Origin of the sequence: Lentibacillus persicus (genome assembly GCF_900112705.1) — a bacterium.
Taxonomy (GTDB): Bacteria; Bacillota; Bacilli; order Bacillales; family Amphibacillaceae; genus Lentibacillus; species Lentibacillus persicus.
Genome location: NZ_FOMR01000001.1, coordinates 258,170 through 277,221, shown reverse-complemented (window position 1 = coordinate 277,221; position 19,052 = coordinate 258,170). Strand labels below are relative to the sequence as shown.

15 protein-coding genes and 1 pseudogene are annotated in these 19,052 nt (G+C 41.8%); 3 read left to right on the top strand and 13 right to left on the bottom strand.

Annotated elements, in window-relative coordinates:
• Positions 1-33: 33 nt before the first annotated feature.
• From BMZ22_RS01445 to BMZ22_RS01420, 5 genes are all read right to left on the bottom strand, one after another.
• The gene (locus BMZ22_RS01445; protein ID WP_090080298.1) at positions 34-1,182 is read right to left on the bottom strand and encodes an acyl-CoA dehydrogenase family protein; all 1,149 of its coding nucleotides are present in this window, start codon (positions 1,180-1,182) and stop codon (positions 34-36) included.
• A gap of 19 nt (positions 1,183-1,201) precedes the next feature.
• On the bottom strand, positions 1,202-1,972 hold the full coding sequence (locus tag BMZ22_RS01440; protein ID WP_090080295.1) for a 3-hydroxyacyl-CoA dehydrogenase: 771 nt from the start codon (positions 1,970-1,972) through the stop codon (positions 1,202-1,204).
• 98 nt (positions 1,973-2,070) lie between these two features.
• Positions 2,071-2,835 (bottom strand): SDR family NAD(P)-dependent oxidoreductase, encoded by a 765-nt coding sequence (locus BMZ22_RS01435; RefSeq protein ID WP_090080293.1) that lies wholly within the window; start codon positions 2,833-2,835, stop codon positions 2,071-2,073.
• Between the two features lie 20 nt (positions 2,836-2,855).
• The gene (locus tag BMZ22_RS01430) at positions 2,856-4,055 is read right to left on the bottom strand and encodes an acyl-CoA dehydrogenase family protein (RefSeq protein ID WP_090080289.1); all 1,200 of its coding nucleotides are present in this window, start codon (positions 4,053-4,055) and stop codon (positions 2,856-2,858) included.
• A gap of 721 nt (positions 4,056-4,776) precedes the next feature.
• On the bottom strand, positions 4,777-5,199 hold the full coding sequence (locus tag BMZ22_RS01420) for a DUF1801 domain-containing protein (protein ID WP_090080287.1): 423 nt from the start codon (positions 5,197-5,199) through the stop codon (positions 4,777-4,779).
• A 137-nt stretch (positions 5,200-5,336) separates the two neighbouring features.
• On the opposite strand from BMZ22_RS01420, the gene BMZ22_RS01415 reads away from it, so the two are divergent.
• The gene (locus BMZ22_RS01415; protein ID WP_090080286.1) at positions 5,337-6,506 is read left to right on the top strand and encodes an amidohydrolase; all 1,170 of its coding nucleotides are present in this window, start codon (positions 5,337-5,339) and stop codon (positions 6,504-6,506) included.
• Positions 6,507-6,706: 200 nt separating this feature from the next.
• Here BMZ22_RS01415 and BMZ22_RS01410 read toward each other — a convergent pair whose 3' ends face one another.
• The 6 genes from BMZ22_RS01410 to BMZ22_RS01385 form a co-directional block, all read right to left on the bottom strand.
• A complete protein-coding gene (locus tag BMZ22_RS01410; protein WP_090080285.1) occupies positions 6,707-7,579 on the bottom strand; it encodes a hypothetical protein in 873 nt (290 codons plus the stop codon).
• Positions 7,580-7,868: 289 nt separating this feature from the next.
• On the bottom strand, positions 7,869-9,119 hold the full coding sequence (locus BMZ22_RS01405) for a dihydrolipoamide acetyltransferase family protein (protein ID WP_090080282.1): 1,251 nt from the start codon (positions 9,117-9,119) through the stop codon (positions 7,869-7,871).
• A 16-nt stretch (positions 9,120-9,135) separates the two neighbouring features.
• A complete protein-coding gene (locus BMZ22_RS01400; protein ID WP_090080279.1) occupies positions 9,136-10,167 on the bottom strand; it encodes an alpha-ketoacid dehydrogenase subunit beta in 1,032 nt (343 codons plus the stop codon).
• 31 nt (positions 10,168-10,198) lie between these two features.
• Positions 10,199-11,134 carry a thiamine pyrophosphate-dependent dehydrogenase E1 component subunit alpha gene (locus BMZ22_RS01395; RefSeq protein WP_245745151.1) on the bottom strand — a complete coding sequence of 312 codons (936 nt, stop codon included), beginning with the start codon at positions 11,132-11,134 and terminating at the stop codon, positions 10,199-10,201.
• 149 nt (positions 11,135-11,283) lie between these two features.
• Complete coding sequence (lpdA, locus tag BMZ22_RS01390) at positions 11,284-12,618, bottom strand: dihydrolipoyl dehydrogenase (protein WP_090080276.1); 1,335 nt, start codon at positions 12,616-12,618, stop codon at positions 11,284-11,286.
• A 103-nt stretch (positions 12,619-12,721) separates the two neighbouring features.
• Positions 12,722-15,310 carry an ATP-dependent Clp protease ATP-binding subunit gene (locus tag BMZ22_RS01385; RefSeq protein ID WP_090080274.1) on the bottom strand — a complete coding sequence of 863 codons (2,589 nt, stop codon included), beginning with the start codon at positions 15,308-15,310 and terminating at the stop codon, positions 12,722-12,724.
• Positions 15,311-15,752: 442 nt separating this feature from the next.
• Here BMZ22_RS01385 and BMZ22_RS01375 point away from each other — a divergent pair.
• Positions 15,753-15,980 (top strand): annotated as a pseudogene (locus BMZ22_RS01375) (M20/M25/M40 family metallo-hydrolase); the annotation flags it as partial.
• Positions 15,981-16,075: 95 nt separating this feature from the next.
• Here the strand turns inward: BMZ22_RS01375 and BMZ22_RS01370 are convergent.
• Positions 16,076-16,396, bottom strand: coding sequence for a YolD-like family protein (locus BMZ22_RS01370; protein WP_177183321.1), 321 nt, complete (start codon positions 16,394-16,396; stop codon positions 16,076-16,078).
• A 381-nt stretch (positions 16,397-16,777) separates the two neighbouring features.
• Here BMZ22_RS01370 and BMZ22_RS01360 point away from each other — a divergent pair, with 381 nt between their 5' ends.
• On the top strand, positions 16,778-17,470 hold the full coding sequence (locus BMZ22_RS01360; RefSeq protein ID WP_090080268.1) for a DUF3862 domain-containing protein: 693 nt from the start codon (positions 16,778-16,780) through the stop codon (positions 17,468-17,470).
• A gap of 109 nt (positions 17,471-17,579) precedes the next feature.
• Here BMZ22_RS01360 and BMZ22_RS01355 read toward each other — a convergent pair whose 3' ends face one another.
• A complete protein-coding gene (locus tag BMZ22_RS01355) occupies positions 17,580-19,052 on the bottom strand; it encodes an aldehyde dehydrogenase (RefSeq protein WP_090080266.1) in 1,473 nt (490 codons plus the stop codon).

The following is a 19,052-nucleotide window of genomic DNA, read 5'->3' as shown; positions in this document are numbered from 1 at the left end:
CCTCGCTGGACTTACTTGACCGTCTAGATGTATTTATAACCCCATGTTTTTAGCTATAATTCGTTTCATTATTTCATTTGTCCCTGCATAAATCGTGGAAACTGCAGTATCCCGATATCTTCTGGCAATCTCGTATTCTTCCATATATCCATAGCCGCCATGAAACTGCATACATTCTGTTGCAGCTTTTTTTGCCAGCTCACTCGCCCACCACTTTGCCATGGAGACCTCATTAACGATATCCTCGGAATTCATATGCTCCTGGATTAAGCGATCAACAAACGTTCTGCCCAGCTCTAATTCTGTTTTTAATTCAGCAAGCTTAAACTGTGTATTTTGAAAGGAACCGATACTTTTTCCAAAGGCTTTCCGTTCCTTGACGTAATCAAGTGTCAAGTCAAGTATTTTTTCAACAGATGCAATACTTTGAATAGCCACAATTAATCTTTCTTGTTGCAAATTTTGCATTAAATAATAAAACCCTTTATTCTCTTCACCCAGTAAATAGTCACTTGGGACCCTGACATCTTCAAAAATAAGTTCGCATGTATCATTGGCATGCTGGCCGACCTTGGAGAGTTTTTTTCCTTTAGAGAATCCAGGCATTCCTGCTTCTACCACCAGTAAACTGATTCCTTTATGCGGGGGGGAGGCCTGGGCATCTGTTTTACAAACAACGATTGCCAGATCTGCAGAATGACCATTGGTTATAAAAGTTTTTTCACCATTAATAATATAAGTACCAGCATCTTTCACGGCTGTTGTCTTTATATTTGCAAGATCAGAACCAGCAAAAGGTTCTGTCATGGCAATCGCAGAAATCATATCGCCAGACGTTGCTTTGGGAAGCCATTGTTTCTTCTGTTCTTCTGTTCCAAGTGTTTCAATATAAGGTATAACAATATCATTATGAAGACTGACACCGGAAGCCAATCCGGTCCCAATCCTGTCAAACTCTTCAGCAATTACAACAGAAAACCCAAAATCAGCTTCCAATCCGCCGTATTTTTCATCCACTTGGGGACAGAGAAAACCTTTTTCACCCATTTTCAACCAGAAAGTACGTGGCACCTGTTTATCTTTTTCCCATTGTTCATAATTAGGGAGAGCTTCATCCTCCAAAAACTTTCGTAATGAGGCTCGAAATATGTCGTGTGTTTCTGTCAAGAACGGTCTTTTCATCATAAGCCTCCTTTTCTCTTTATTTAGGCTGCATGCGAATTGCGCCGTCCAGACGTATGACTTCTCCATTTAACATAGGATTTTCGATTATACTCTTTGCCAGTATACCGTATTCACTCGGCTCTCCCAATCGTTTTGGAAACGGCGTCATTTGCTCCAATGATTGAATGGCCTTGTCCGGTAAACTCGCAAATAATGGTGTTTTAAATAGACCTGGTGCAATCGTCATCACACGAATCCCTGCTGTGGAAAGGTCCCGGGCAATTGGAAGCGTCATGCCAACAATACCTCCTTTTGAGGCGCTGTACGCCGCTTGACCGATCTGCCCGTCATAAGCAGCTACTGATGCCGTATTTACAATTACGCCCCGTTCTTCATGCTCATTAGGTGTATTATTGCTCATTTTTTCAGCAGCGAGTCGAATAACGTTAAATGTTCCAATAAGGTTAACCTCAATTACTTTAGAAAAATCGCTCAAGCTATGCGGTCCCTTTCTGCCATATGTTTTAGCGCCCGCACCAATTCCTGCACAATTAACCACTGTATTGATATAGTCGAATTGTACAACAGTCTGATCTAAAGCGGATTGAACACTCTCCTCACTCGTTACATCAGTGTGGACATATCCCACTTTCTCTTCTCCTAACTCCTGAACAAGCTGTGACGCAGCTTCCTCTTGTAAATCAAAAATAACTGCCTTACCGCCATTAGAAGTTATATTTCGAACGGTTGCCTCTCCTAACCCGGAAGCTCCTCCAGTTACGACAGCTACTACATCTTCCATCTTCATTGTAATTTTTCTCCTTTCGATTCATTTTTCTCAAGCAGAAAACTGGACTCCTTATGATACTTAACAATCCCAAGAGCCCAGCCTTTTCGTTACTGTATTTATTCCGTTAACGTGCCACCATCAATCGGGAATGTTTGCCCTGTAATATAATTGGAAAGCTCTGATGCCAGATATAACCCAAGGTTGGAAATATCCTTTGGATCCCCCAGTTTGCGCATCGGGATCGTTTTCATCACCTTATTCAGCCACTTTTCGTTCTCAAATTCTTCTTCATTGATTTCTGTACTGATTAATCCCGGAGCGATTGAATTGACGATAACGCCGTATCTTGCCCACTCCGAAGCAAGCGATTTGGTTAAATGAATGACAGCTGCCTTACTTGCTGTATATGGCGCAATCCGTTTATATGGTTTCAAACCGCCGACTGAAGAGATATTAATAATTTTTCCATGACCTTGATCGATCATAATCTTTGCGGCTTCCTGGCAGCTGAAAAACAACCCCTTTATATTCACATCAAATATGAAATTGAAATCGTCCTCGGTTACTTCAATGGCGGGTTTGGTCCGATTAACACCGGCATTGTTCACGATAATATCAATCTTCCCGAATCGCTCCATTGTTTGTGCATACATATTTTTAATATCTTCCAGACTTGCCATATCACAGCGGAGAGGCAGTACGTCCACATTATATTGAGTAGTAATGTCTTCTCCCAGTCTGACACAGGCTTCAAGACTTCTGCTGGAAATAATTAAATTTGCTCCCTGCTCAGCGTAATCCCAAGCCATTTGCGCACCTATACCGCGGCTCCCACCGGCAATCAGAATAACTTTTCCGGACAAATCCAATAGATTGCTCATACTATCATACCCCCCGCTGCTTATACTTGAACCGCTTCTGCTTTTTTCTTATATTCTTTGAAAATTCGTTTGGCAACTACCATACGGTGCACTTCATCCGGACCATCGTAAATATGTGCCGCTCTTGATTCACGATAGAATGACTCAAGTGGTGTATCCTTCGAGTAACCCAATGCACCATGGACCTGTATAGCACGATTAATGACATCATTAATGATTTTGGCTCCATGGAATTTAATAAGCGAAATTTCTTTCCGTGCATCCTCGCCTTGGTCCATTTTCCAAGCAGCATGTAAGGTTAACAGTCTTGCAGATTGAATTTCAGCTGCGGAATCAGCGACGAAGTTTTGAATTGATTGAAACTCAGATAGCGGCGTGCCTCGTGTTTTTCGCTTCAAGGCATAATTGACCATTAAATCAAAACTGCGGTTCATGACACCAAGCCATCTCATGGCATGGGTAATACGGCCAGGTCCGAGACGCTTCTGGGCAAGTTTAAAACCTTCTCCAGGATTGCCAAGCATACTGCGCTTATGTACACGGCAATTATTAAATTTTAATTCCCAGTGCCCGCCTTCACTGTAATCCCCCATTACGCCGATATCACGCACCCGCTCAAGACCTGGGTTATCCATATCAACAATGAACATACTTGCTTGTTCATGCCTCGGCGCTTCCGGGTTGGTTACAGCCATTACAATTGTAAAAGTGGATAAACCGGCGTTACTTATAAACCACTTTTCTCCATTGATAATATAGTCATCTCCGTCCTTCACTGCAGTCGTCTCAATGCCGGTTGGATCAGCACCTGAAACCTCTTTTTCCGTTAAAGCAAAGCACGATCTTATATCGTCATTTATCAAAGGGTCGAGGTATGATTTTTTTTGTTCAGCCGTAGCTGCATTTAAGAGAATTTCCATATTTCCTGTATCAGGGGCAGCAGTGCCAAATACACGCGGTCCAATCGGACTGGTGCCAAGTATTTCATTAAGCAACCCTAAAAAAACAGCACCGAGACCTAATCCGCCAGCCTCTTCAGGTAAGTGAGCCGCCCATAAATTTTGATCTTTTACCTTCTGTTGTAACGGTTTTAAATATTCCTTAGGCAAACCTTGCCCAGGAATGATGTGTTGTTCAGCGGGATACACATCCTCTTCCATAATTTTTCTTGCTCGGGCTAAGAGTTCTTCTTGTTCATTCGATGGACTAAAGTTAAACATAAATATCTTTTCTCCTTTTTCTATAGAGGTTAAAAAACTGCATTAACGCAAATTTTTCACAACTGAAAATTCCAAAGTTCAGCAAGAAATAAGAAACATTAACCGCTCACATACATCCATGAAAGCAAATTAATTTTTCTTCGTTAAAAATATTCTATCAATTTCGTTTTTAAATATCAAGTTAATTTTTAAAAAATATAAAAAATTAACACCTTAACTAGGTTCGAATTAATAAATATTATCACCGGTACCATTATCCTATTTAAACAACCTCCCCTATAATCATGTGAAAAAAGATGCCATAAAAGTAGAACAATCTTCTCTAACTAAAAGTCTAGGCAAATATTCATCAAAGGCTATTAACTTAACCTCTCATCCCATCGGCCGATGATGAAACGGATACGGCAGGTTCAAACCCGGAATCCTCAACAAGCGAATCCAGCAGTCTTAAATACGATCCCAACGGTCCTGACCAAGATTGCGGTGATTTTGACACGCAGCAACAAGCGCAGAACTTTTATGAAGCGGCTGGTGGTTCGGAAAAAGATCCGCACCGATTGGACCGGACTGGTGAAGGAATTGCTTGCGAGAGCTTGCCTTAACACCAAGCATAAAAAGACACGCAAAAAGGCAGGAAAACCATCCAACCGGTTTTCCTGCCTGATAAAAATTGCCCCTTCCCCATTCATTGGACGAAAGACGTCTAATGTATGTACATCATTCACTGCTCCGGATAAGTTTCGCGCAAGAAGGTGATCGATTGCGTGATCAGTGCCTTTAACACCTCGATATCGATATCGGCCACTTTATTAATGTACACACACGCTTTTCCTGTTGTATGCTTTCCAAAATCCTCTAATAATTTTTCCCTTTGCGTATCACCCGTTGCAAAATACAAACTAATTTTAGCCTTACGTGGTGAAAAGCCAACGAGCGGGGCATCTCCTTCATGGCCGGATGCATACTTGTAATGATACTTGCCGAATCCGATAATGCTCGGCCCCCACATTTTTGCGTCATACCCTGTGGTTTCGGTGAAGACACCGAGCAATTTGTAGGCATCTTCCCGCTTCTTCGCGTTATCAACGCCCTCAATAAATTCAATCACACTGTTGTCCGTTTCTTTCGTTTTTTGTTCGTACATTCACACCTCTCCCTTCCCAATATTCAGACGCCCCGATGGTTAGTCTCTCAGATTGTTATTTCTATTATATGTTTCCTGACATGATATTCCAATACTATTTTGCCAATATGATATACTCAAGCAAAGGAGGTATTCAGTTGTTAGAAGCTATACATCGTTCGATCGATAATTTATATCCGGAAATGGTTGATGTACGTCGTTACCTGCACCAATATCCGGAACTCTCTTTTCAGGAAACAAAGACTGCGCAATACATTGCCGATTACTACGAAAAATTAGGCATTCCTTACGAAACAAATATAGGCGGAAATGGGGTCATCGCCACATTAAAGGGCAATAAACCAGGTAAAACAATTGCATTGCGGGCAGACTTTGACGCGCTGCCAATCCAGGAAGAAAATGACCTCCCCTATAAATCACAGGTGGATGGCGTTATGCACGCGTGCGGCCATGACGGGCATACAGCGACGTTGCTACTACTTGCGAAAGCTATGAAAGCATTCCAAAATGACTTGCCGGGCACAATCGTTTTCGTCCACCAGCACGCAGAAGAATTCGCCCCGGGCGGTGCCAAACCGATGATTGAATCGGGCAAACTCAATCATGTCGAAGCGGTTTTCGGAACTCACTTGTGGGCAACGGTCCCATTCGGGGAATTGCAGACCTCAACAGATGTGTTTATGGCCGGCGCCGATCGTTTTGAAATCAAAATTCAGGGAAAAGGCGGCCATGGCGGCTATCCGCACCAGACAAAAGACGCGATCGTGCTCGGATCACAACTAGTTTCCAATCTGCAGGAGATCACCAGCCGACGACTCGATCCGCTCGAGACCGCCGTATTAACGATTGGTATCTTTGAAAGCGGTCAAGCATTCAACGTCGTGGCCGATTCTGCCAGACTGGTCGGTACTGTCAGATATTTAAACGAAGACGTCCAAGAAAAGGTTATTGACGAAATGGAGAAGATTATTAACGGCACATGCGTCGGAAATGACGCTTCGTACACATTCGATTACATCAAAGGCTATCCACCGTTAAAAAACCATGCAGAAGAGGCAGAACTGGTCATGGAGGCGAGCAGCAACGTTGAGGAGATCGATACTGCAAATGATGTCGCCCCTGTTATGGCCGGCGAAGATTTTGCCTACTATACAATGGAAAAACCCGGCGCTTATTTCTTTACCGGTGCTAAGACCGAGGACCATCCTTATCCGCATCACCATCCAAAATTTAATATCGAAGAACGCGCCATGCCCGTCGCCGCTAAAACGCTTATTTCAGCATATTTTGCGTATCAGGAAAAATAGTATCGTGACCGGACAGTATTCGTTGATTTACGGATGCTGTCCGGGTTTTTTGGGTGAGGGGGAATATAGGTTAAAATTCACCACCACCTCTCTCCCCTGTAGATTCAGGTAGACTTTTTAAGTTAAATGATTAGCCATAGTACATAGTCGATGCAACAAAACATTACCCTTTTCATCATGACTATAGGCAATGTGAGATTTTAATTCTCAATCTCAAATATAAATGGTTCAAATTCAACCTCGTAATTCATGGATGATCCCTCAGCATGGAATGTGAGCGATTCAGTTGATGGATCAACCGACGGGAAAGTTATTACTCCTTCTGTTTCCATACCCGGCAGAATATCCGATTGTACCTCAGGAAGACCTGTATCGTATTGATGCTCTTCCTCGAGTTGTTTGTTATCAAGCAATAGTTTTGAATTAAAACTGTAGAAAGATATTTCATCATCCGTATTGTTTGTCACTTTCACATAAACCCGCGTCATATTTTCGGCGATTTCAATTTTGTTCAGATGTACCACATAGCCGTGCTGATCCTGGCTTTTATCGACCTGAAAGGTTTCAATAGCCGGTGAAACAGCTGTGACGTAATCCACAACATCCACTGCAGTCGCTTGGACAACCGGAGCGTTTATGGTGCCGCCAAAAGCATTTTGTCCTTGGATTTCATCTTGGATGATACCGTCTACCTGAACATAATCCCCGTTTGATACGTCGAGGTTAGGATCTTCTATTCCAACGATTGTATTGAGCTCCGAATTTTCTGGGTCAGCATATACTTGCAAGTAAGTTCCATCAGTATCACGTTCTGGTTTAACGAATACTCTCCCAGTAAAAGAAAGCTCATAGCCTTTGTATTCTTTCGGAGCAGAAAAAACTTTATCAAACTCTTCTGGCTTAACTGTTCCTTTAATGAAATTTGCACTTTCACTTCCGCTTGCTTCCGATTCTTCTGCCCCTTTGTCTTGATCACTTTCAGCATTGACCGGCTCACTGTCAGTTTCTTCTCCACTGCATGCTCCTAGCATCATTAGCAATCCTGCAACCAACAAAATTATTAAACGCTTCATTTACCTCTCCCCCTTTAATGGTCTATTTTCATTCTACATCAGAGGGTAGGCAAGAATATGTATAGCTCGATTGTTGATTTATTTATTGGCTGCGTTCTGTAAATTTCTAACGCTATGCTAATTCAAATACCCATAAGAAATTATTGCTAAAAACTTTCAGGTGTACAATACGATTGTGACTAATTAATCAAAGAAGCTGGGTTATTTAAACCCAGCCTCTTAGTTAGACGTGAATTTTTCAGTTGCTACGCACCAAACTTTTTTTAAGTAGTGTCTTTAATACCAAAAGTTAAAACAATATGCGATATGGGTTTTGTAAATAACCGGCTATTTTTTGTAAAAATTCGGCTGCCGGTGCGCCATCGATAACTTGATGGTCAAAGGATAAACTTAAAGGCAGTTTTTGTTTTTGAATAACTGTTCCCTGCTCATCTAAATCCAACTCTTTCTGGATTGCGCCTACACCCAATATCCCAACTTCAGGCGTGTTTAAAATCGGTGTGAAATATTCAATGTCAGCGCCGCCTAAATTAGTAATGGTAAAAGTAGAACCCGAATATAGAGACCCGTCTAAAGTTCCTTTTCGTGTTTGAGAAACAACTTCTTTTATGGAAGAACCAAGTCGGGAAAGCGACATGTTATGCGCATCTTTTATAACAGGTACTACCAATCCGTCATCAATGGCTGTTGCCATTCCGATATGAACTTCATCAAATGTCGTATATTCACCATCGTAGTACCAGCCATTCATACTAGGCATGTCCAATAATGACAAAACTACTGCTTTTGTCAATAACGTATTAACACTTAATTCGCCATTATCGAGTGGAAAATCCACTTTTTCTTTTATTTCATTTCTGAATTCCATTAATCGCGTGACATCGATTTTACGTTGATTGGTAACTTGTGCAGTTGTTTGGACACTACGCATCATGCGTTGAGCAATGGTTTTGCGCATTCCTGTCAGCCCTGCACCATATTCCATTTCCGATGAAGCTGCAGAAGCCGGTACTTCTTTGGCCGATGTTTTTGCTGATGGTGTGTACCGGTTAATATCCAAGCGTGTAATTCGACCGTTTCCGCCAGTTCCATTCACATCCCGAATATCGATACCTTGCTCTTTTGCCATTTTTCTGGCGAGCGGCGTTATAAATATACGTTCACTTTGATCTGTTTTGCCAGCTTCCTGGTCGGCTGGTTTTGATTCTTGTTTTGGCTCTGGTTTATTATTTTCCGTGGTTTCTTCCTCTTCAGGAGAAGGTTCTGCCGATGGGGCACTTGTACTTTTGTCTACAACTTCGCCTTCCTCCCCGACATAAGCCATTACTTCCTTATAAGGAATGACATCCCCTTCTTGCGCGGTGAATTCAATTATGGTACCTGACGCGGGCGCTTCGACTTCACTCGTCAGTTTTTCCGAACTAATCTCGATAACAGGATCTCCCGCTTCAACCTTGTCGCCCTCGTTTACGAGTAATTTTTCAACCGTTCCTTCAGTCATGGTTAAACCTAATTTTGGCATTACAATTTCTGTAGCCATCTTGTCACCTCCTTGTTTACGATTTTAAATCAAAAATAATATCGTCAGCTTCTTTAAGTACTTTATCTGCGTCAGGGATATAAGCTTGTTCCAAATTTGGAGCGAACGGGACAGGTGTATTTGGTGCGCAGATACATTTAATCGGCCCATCAAGAAAATCAAAGGCTCTATCACTAATAACCGACGCTATGTCCGTTGCGGTATTATTATGTGGATTGGCTTCATCGATAACAATTAACCTTCCTGTTTTCTTCACTGATTCGATGACAGTATCCTTGTCCCATGGTGCAACCGTTCTTAAATCAATGACCTCCACGGAAACATTGTCTTTTTCCAACCTTTCTGCTACCTCAAGCCCTACGAATAACATTTTTCCAATTGTAACAATGGTAAGATGTTCCCCTTTTCGCTTCACATCGGCTTCTCCGATAGGAATGGTATAATAATCATCCGGTACCTCACCTTTTGTACTGTACAACGTTTTATCCTCTGAATACACGACTAAATTGTCTTCTTCGATCGCTGAAAGTAAGAGGCCTTTCGCGTCATATGGCGTTGCAGGGACGACAACTTTCACACCTGGAATTGACGCAAACATACCATAATACGAACCTGAGTGTTGGGCCGCCGCGTTTACCCCCGCCCCATGCATGGTCCGTACAGTCATCGGTATTTTAGCTTTGCCTCCAAACATATAACGCATTTTCGACGCTTGGCCCAGTATGGCATCGAAGGCAAAACCAATAAAATCATTGAACATTAACTCCGGAACCGGGCGTAATCCTGTGGCTGCCATTCCGACTGCCGAACTCATATATCCCATTTCGGATAACGGGGTATCTACAACACGCTCGCGCCCATATTTCGGCATTAAGCCAGAGGTAATCCCCATCACGCCGCCCCACGAATCTTCATTCGCTTCTTCAAGATGGGGAACGTCTGCACCTCCGGCAATGTCTTCGCCTAGTAAAATAACATTCTCATCTTTCTCCATTGCCTGATCTAATCCTTCATTTATCGCATTCATAAATAGTTTATCTTTACTCATCAATTTCACCTTCCTCTTTATTATTTAATTATTAATCTGCAAACACATCTTCATATAAGGAATCCAGACTTGGTTCCGGGCTTTCTTTTGCAAATGAAACTGCTGCTTCGACATCTTTTTTCGACTGCTCTCTGATTTCATCCAATTCTTTTTCAGTCATAATTCCGTTTTCAATGGTGTATTCCCGAAACACGTTCAAAGGATCGACTTCCGCCCATTCTTTTTCTTCGCCGGATTGGGCTTTATAACTTTGGCCATCCCCTTCAAAATGACCATAGTTTCGGTATGTCACACACTCAATCAATGTAGGGCCTTCACCATTTCGTGCTCGTTCGATCGCTTCACCTGCAATATCATATACAGCAACAAGATCTTTTCCGTTTACCCGAACACCGGGCATATCGTATGCTGCTGCTCTTTCCGCTATCGTATTTGAAGCGGAAGCATACCATTGAGGCGTTGCTTCTGCATAAAAGTTATTTTCGTTCACAAAAACAATTGGTAAGTTCCATATGGACGCCATATTTAAACATTCATGGAATAACCCCTCATTCGAAGCCCCATCGCCAAAGAAACAGACGACTACTTTTCCATTTTTCTTATACTGATTTCGCATGGCCGCACCGGTTGCCAAGCCAAAGCCGCCACCGACCATCCCGTTTGCGCCTAATATCCCTTTATCAATATCTGCAATATGCATGGAACCGCCTTTTCCTTTCCCAAGGCCATCTGAACGACCAAATATCTCCGCCATCATGCCATTTAAATCGCCGCCTTTAGCCACACAATGCCCATGACCGCGGTGGGTACTCGTGATAAAATCATCATCGGATAAATGAGCACACACCCCAGACGCTATTGCCTCTTCTCCGGCATATAAATGCACAAAACCAGGAATCTCGCCCGCTGCAAAAAAACGTTTTGCATTCTCTTCAAAATTTCGAATGTTTTCCATGTTTTTATACATGCTTATTGATTTTTCTTTAGTCAAATCTTCCACTTTTGTTTCCGTTGACGTTTTTACATCCAAATCAACTAATTCTTTAAACGAGGTTTCTGGATTTTTCATGGACTTCGGCATTGCTTTTCTTTCTTCTTTGGCCATCGTCATTCCTCCTAAAATTTATTTGATGTATCTTTAATCAACTCTGAAACGGTTGGATGCGCATAAATCGTATTCGCCAATTCATCAATCGTTCCTTCTGCTTCATAGGCGGTCATAATTTCATGTAATAAATCGGTAGCATTTTCCCCTACAACCACAGCTCCTAAAATTTCTTTAAATCTTTTTTCTGTCACAAGTTTAATAAACCCTTCTGTTTCACCCGATACAATCGCTCGTCCATTAAACGAAAATGGCATTTGCTCAACGATCGTATCATATCCCGCTTTTTGAGCTGCTTCTTCACTCATTCCAAATTCGGAAACTTCGGGACTAGTGAATACCGGCCTCGGGACACGATTAGGCTGAATGGGTTTCTCCTTATGACCACTCATAGCCCGAATTGCTTTTATACCTTCTGCACTTGCCGCATGTGCAAGGGTATAGTCGCCAATGATGTCTCCAATCGCATAAACCCCCTTTTTACTCGTCTCATAATACTCGTCCACTTTTACAAAATGATTGTTCGAATCTAAAGAAAGGTTCATTGCATTTGGAATATCCAAGTTGGACCGTCTTCCTGTCGCAACGAGTAATTGATCATATGATGTATCTTTTCCACTTGAAAGCGCCACACGATCCGCTGTCACTTCTTTTATGTCTGCATTCGTGATAATTTCAATCCCAATTTCTTTCATTTTTTGTTTAACGGCTGCCCTGGCATCCTTGTCGACCGTTAATAAAATATCTGAGGCCACTTCTACAACAGTCACCTCTGAACCTAGTTTTTGCATCGCAAAAGCTAACTCGACAGCAATCACACCACCGCCAATCGTTACGAATTGACCTGGAATTTCATCCACATTAAAAAAAGTATCCGTCGTCACATATTCAGCATCTTGCAAGCCAGGGATATCAGGAACAAAAGGATGTCCGCCTGTCGCTAATAAGACCTGCCTTCCTGAATAGTATTCGCCTTCGACTTCAAAGGTATGGTCCTTGATAAAGGTTGCTTCTCCCTCAATAAACTGAATTCCTTTTTGTTTAAACGTGCTGCTAATGCCATTTTGGAGCGTTGAGACGACATCATTTTTTCGTTTTACAATCGAGGGAAAATCAATTTCATTAATCGTTACTTTAAGCCCGTGCCGATTTGCTGTTTCCAGTGAATTTAACCAGTGGCTGTACTGCAAATAAGTCTTTGAAGGGATACATCCTACATTTAAACAGCACCCGCCTATTTGATCTCTTTCAATCACTCCCACCGTATGGCCCAGACGCGTCGCTTCTTCTGCAGCCACATAACCACCAGGGCCGGATCCAATTATCAATATGTCAAACTGTTTCAATCCATAACCTCCTCCCTTTCTAACAAAATAGTTATAGATTTAATGAAATCGTTTTCATTTTTGCAATTTAATTATAGCAATAAAAGAATCATCTGACAATTTTTTATATTCGTTCATAATTAAAAACGGGGTTCCCTTGCTCCATCGATATATTGATATGCAAATTTTCTTTCTCGTCCTTTTTAATCATCTCCCGAGCAATCGGCGTTTCGATTCTTTCTGTAATAAATCGTTGTAATGGGCGGGCCCCGTTAATGACATCATAACCATTTTCAGCAATCCACTTAATAACCTCCTGATCTACTGACAAACCCATTTTCTTATCCTCCAGACGGCGATTTAAGTCCTGAATCATTCTCTCGGAAATCGCATACATATGCTCGGCATTTAAAGGGTTAAAAATCAATGTATGGTCAATCCGATTTAAAAACTCGGGCTTAAAATAGTGATGCAATTCGTTTTTAACCTGATTTCGCGCTGTATTCGTCACCGTTTTATGGTCTTCCATTGCTTCCAATAACAGGGAAGAGCCGACATTGCTCGTCATAATCAAAATCGTATTTTTAAAATCAACCGTTCTGCCTTGCGAATCCGTCAGCCTTCCTTCATCCAGCACTTGCAAGAGTAGATTAAACACATCCGGATGTGCTTTTTCAATTTCATCTAAAACCACAATTGAATGCAGTTTATGACGCACGGCTTCCGTTAACTGCCCACCTTCATCGTAGCCGACATATCCCGGTGGCGGACCAACCAACCTGGAAACAGCATGTTTTTCCATATATTCTGACATATCCAACCGAATGGCATCCAATTCCGTACCAAATAAAACGTATGCTAAACTTTTAGCAAGTTGTGTCTTCCCGACACCTGTTGGCCCTAAAAACAAAAATGTCCCTGTTGGTTTTGTCGGATTTTGAATCCCCGCTCTTGAGCGCAGCACTGATTGAGAAACTTTTTCGACAGCATTTTGCTGGCCGACCACGAGTTGATTTAATTCTTCTTCTAAATTTAACAGTTTTCGTCTTTCATTTTCTAAAATGCCGCTGACTTTGATTCCTGTTAGTCTTTCAACAACGTTTGCAATATCTTCTGCTGTTACCACTTCATTTAAAAAAGGTTCCTCTATCACATGCCGGTAACGTTGTGTATTCAATGACTCGATTTTTTCTTTTTCATATGGAATAGATTCCTCCTGTAAACGAATAATCTCTGGAATGTTTTCGCTTTCCAGTGCTTGCTGATAGTTGGTTCGTAAATTGTCCAATCGGTTGACATGATGCTGCGTTTCAGATAATAAATTCAGCTCGTGCTGCCATTGTTGTTTCATACGACTTTGCTTTTCTTTTAACGCATCGATTGTTTCAAAGTCATTCGAATTTTCGGTCCCTTCACTTTTTTTCTGCTTATAAATAGCTATCGATTTGTTTAAAATCTCTTGCCCAAGCTTATGTATCTCTGTGGGCACTTCATTTAGTTGAATATGTTTTACGGCGCACGCTTCATCCAACAAATCGATTGCTTTATCAGGCAAAAACCGATCAGTAATATAGCGGCTCGACATTTTGACAGCTGCCTCGATCGCTTCATTGGTTATTTTAGTCATATGGAACCTCTCATAACTTTGTTTGATGCCGTGCAAAATTGTTATGGTATCGTCTATAGAGGGTTCATGCACACTCACCCGCTGAAAACGACGTTCCAATGCTTTATCTTTTTCAATACTTTCCCGGTACTCATCCGGTGTGGTCAATCCAATGCAATGAAGCTCACCACGCGCTAACATAGGCTTCAATATATTGCCGGCATCCATGGACCCTTCCGCTTGTCCAATCCCGACAATCGTATGAATTTCATCAATCAACAAAATGACCTGGTGATTGGAATCGTGTACTTCTTGCAAGACAGCTCTTAATTTTTCTTCAAACTCGCCCCGATACTTTGCACCGGCAACTAAAGCACTCATGTCTAAATTAAATACAATTTTATCCTTTAAATTTTTTGGTACCTCATCCCGTTCAATCTTTTGAACAAGCCCTTCGACAATAGCCGTCTTTCCTACACCGGAATGACCAATCAATATGGCGTTATTTTTCTGCTTGCGCGTTAAAACCCTGATCACATCTTTAATTTCCGGATCTCTCCCAATAACTTTCCCCATTTTGCCATTTCTGTACCGTTGATTGAGATTAACTGCATACGTGTTGAGCGATTCATAAAGCGATTCCTGATATACCGACGTAACTTGTTTACCTTGACGCTTTTGGTTTATTTTTTGTTGAACCGTCTCATAGTTAATGTCGTTTTTCAGTAAAAAATCAGTAATTGGATTAAACGGCTGGTCAAACAATGCCAGCACTACATGCTCCACGGTCACATAATCATCCTGCATTGATTGAGCCATTTCCTCCACTTTGCTGAATAAATTCCGCAGCCGTTGACTTTGCTTCTCTCCATATGTAACATCTGTGCCTGTCAACGTTGAAATCTTCTCTATTTCGGCCTGAATGCATTGGGTAAGCGCATTCATATCCAAGCCCAAATCCTCATATATTGAATAAGCAAAATACTCCGGTTGCATCAAAGCGGCCCATAGATGTGGAATGTCAAGCTGATAATTATGATGCTCGTGCGCAATTTTCTTTGCTCTTTGCAAACCTTCCTTGAAAGCAACAGTTTGTTTCTTCTCCATTTTTATCATCCTCACCGATCGTTCAAGTGATTTCTAATCATATCAATAATTTCAGGAGTTGTTTGACAATAAACTTTCTAAATATTACGTATTCAATTATACACCTTATACAAATGCGCCTCCCTGACGCTTATGTATATAAACTTATCAAAGCCTTTCGAGGTAAAAAACCTACAAGTATTGCCTTCGTAACCCTATACATAGTTGTAATGATACTTGCCAAATCCAATGAGGTTGAGGATCCACATTTTAACGTCATATCCTGTGATTGCAGTAAAACGCTTTCAATAAATTCAATAGCATTGTTGTTCATTCCTTTTGTTTTTCGTTTGTACATTCACCCGTTTCCTTCTCGCTATTTGGCGATAAACCATACAAAATTGTTAGCCATACCACTAAGATTCCTAACTCTATTATACATTTCCAGTGTGATATACTCAAAAAAATCGTAGATGAGATCCATACGGCAGATGAAGCTAGACCCGTTATGGCCGGCGAAGATTTCGCCTACTATACAATGGAAAAACCCGGCGCTTATTTTTTTACCGGTGCCAAGACCGAGGATCATCCTTATCCGCATCACCATCCAAAATTTAATATCGAAGAACGCGCCATGCCCGTTGCCGCTAAAACGCTTATTTCAGCATATTTTGCATATCAGGAAAAATAGAAACGTGTCCGGACAGTATCGTTGATTTACGGATGCTGTCCGGGTTTTTGTTGAGGGGGAATATAGGTTAAAATTCACCACCACCTCTCTCCCCTTCACTCCTCCACCACCACATCCACAACCTTCTCCAATGCAATCGAACCCTCATCCTCTAATATCAATTTTCCTGCGTTAATGGTCACTAGCTTTCCTTTTGCTGTGAAAAATTCGCCCCTGTGATGATACGTTACTTCGATTGGCAGGCTGTGATGGAAAGCTGCCTGCAGACGTGCATTAATGTCTTCTTTCTGCTGTTCATCAAGTATCGGTTTTTCTTTATATTCCTGTGAGGCCCACCATTTCCGCAGCATTTCTTCATGCTCCGGTATCATCAATGATGTCCATTTTATAGAACCTCTGTCGTTTACGTCACTCATCATTGACCCTCCACAAAAAGAACGTTTGTTCTATTATAACACAATTCTCTGTTTTATGTTCCACCTGTTATGGCAAAAATTATTCCCCTTCCATGGCACGCCCGGGTGATATACTCGTTCGCGTGGTGTGTGGTGGGTTTCGCGTGGTCCTTGTGGAATTTCGGTTGGTCACCCGGGGGTTTCGATTGATCCAGCTTTGATTTCGGTTGATCCTCCCGGAATTTCGATTGGTCGTATTGGAGTTTTTTTGCGGGCCGCTTTTTCACAGTAACAGGAAAAATTAAGGTGAACATTTTTTTGTATACCTTTTGCAGTATCATAATTAATGCAGCAGGAGAAAGTCATCTGCATTAATTAGTACATTTTAGGGGGTAATTAAGTATGAAAAAACTTATGAAAGTTGGGTGCTTAGGATTTATAGGGATTATAGCAATTATGATAATTGCCACAGTAGCTTTTAGCGGAGGAGAAACGAATGATTCAGCTTCCAACAACACTTCTGAATCAGAAAACAGCAACAGTGCTGAAACAAAAAAAGCTGAAGAAGCAAATGCTGAGAAGGAAAATTCAGGCCAATCACCAGAAACTGAAGATGACAGTACCATAACCGGGGAAGAATTTGAACAAATTTCAAATGGAATGACTTATGATGAAGTCGTCAGTATCATCGGCGGCGAAGGAACTGTTCAATCTGAAACCGGAGAAGAAGGTTCCCAATTTCATACGATAATCTATTCATGGGAGGGTGCAGATGGCTGGGGGTCAAATGCCATGTTGACATTCCAGGACGGACAGTTGCAAAGTAAATCACAAGCTGGTGTAGGTAATGATTCTGAATCAGACGTGACCATAACCATAGACGAATTCAATCAATTGGAAAACGGTATGACGACCGACGAGGTATTCGACATTATTGGTGGTGAAGGCGAGATAACTTCTCAAACCGGCGAAAAGGGTTCCCAATATTACACCGTTACTTATACGTATGATGGCGATAGCAGTATCGGAGCAAATGCAACACTTATGTTCCAAGGCGATGAGTTAAGCTCGAAATCACAATTCGGGTTGGAATAGACCTGACAATAGGATTGGGCAAAACCAAGTAAAATAAAAAAGCGTGGTACTTGCCGATTGGGCAGGATACCGCGCTTTTTTATTTTATCGTTTATTGCTGGTAAAGTTTTCATTGTAACGCAATACAAATATTTTTGGCTTCAGTAAAAAACTCCATGCTGTGTTCGCCGCCTTCTCTGCCAATACCGCTCTTCTTAAATCCACCAAATGGGGCACGCAGGTCACGAACGAACCAGCAGTTGACCCAAATCGTACCAGCGCGAACATTGTGCGAAATACGATGTGCTCTTTGCAAGTTTTCAGTCCAGACCACACCATTTAACCCATAATCCGTGTCATTAGCAATTTGAAGCGCTTCCTCTTCTGTATCAAATGGGATGAGTGTAACAACAGGACCAAAGATTTCCTCCTGACATATCCGTGATTTTGAATCATCATGTATATAAAGAGTTGGCTCTAAATAATAACCATTAGCTAAATGATCTGGAAGGTCTGGTCGTTTCCCGCCACAGATAAGGGTGGCACCTTCTTCTTCAGCGATATCGAAGTAACTTGTTACTTTGTTATAGTGCTCTTTACTAACCAAAGGCCCCATGTCTGTTCCCTTTTCCTGTGGGTCTCCTACCTTCAGGTCCATCGCAGCATTTTTGAACTTTTCAAGAAACTTATCAAAAATCGATCGCTGCACTAAGATTCTTGAACCAGCCAGACACACTTGTCCTGAATTCATAAACGCTGCGCGAATAGAACTTGGTACAGCTTTATCAAGATCTGCGTCTTCAAAAATAATATTTGCTGCTTTCCCGCCCAGTTCAAATGAGACCTTTTTAAGCGTGTCAGCGCCGCCTTTCAATATCTTTTTACCAGTAGCTGTCGAACCTGTAAAAGACACCAAGTCTACCTCAGGGTGAGTGGTGACAGCAGTTCCTACAGTGCTCCCCTGTCCTTGAACAATGTTTACGACCCCATCCGGGATACCCGCCTCTTTAGCAATTTCCCCTAATAGTGAAACGGATAAAGGTGTGTTCTCAGCCGGTTTAATAACAGCCGTATTTCCTGCGGCAAGGCAAGGTCCCAGTTTCCATGTGGTTAACATAAACGGTACATTCCATGGTGTTATGATTGTTGCAACGCCCACAGGTTCATACCTTGTATAGTTGAGATATTCTTCGCCCATTGGATATGTTTCCCCGCCTTGTTTTTCGACAAAATCAGCAAAAAAACGGATGTTATTAGCTGCACGGCCAATTTCATGGGCAACAGTTGATTCATATGGCTTCCCAACATCCATTGCGTCGTAACGAGCAATTTCTTCTTTTCTCTCAATAATTATATCAGCCATTTTTCTTAGTTTTTCAGTACGTTCCTGCACAGACATCGTTCGCCAAGGACCATTTTCAAATGCTTCACGTGCTGCTTGGCATGCATAATCAACATCTTCTTCGGTTGCCTCACTAACACGGGCAATGTGTTCCTGTGTCGCTGGATTTGTCACATCGAACGTGCCCTCATCATGTGCCGGTACATACTTCCCGTTAATGTATAAACCTATTTCTCTTATATCCGTTTTGACATTTGACAT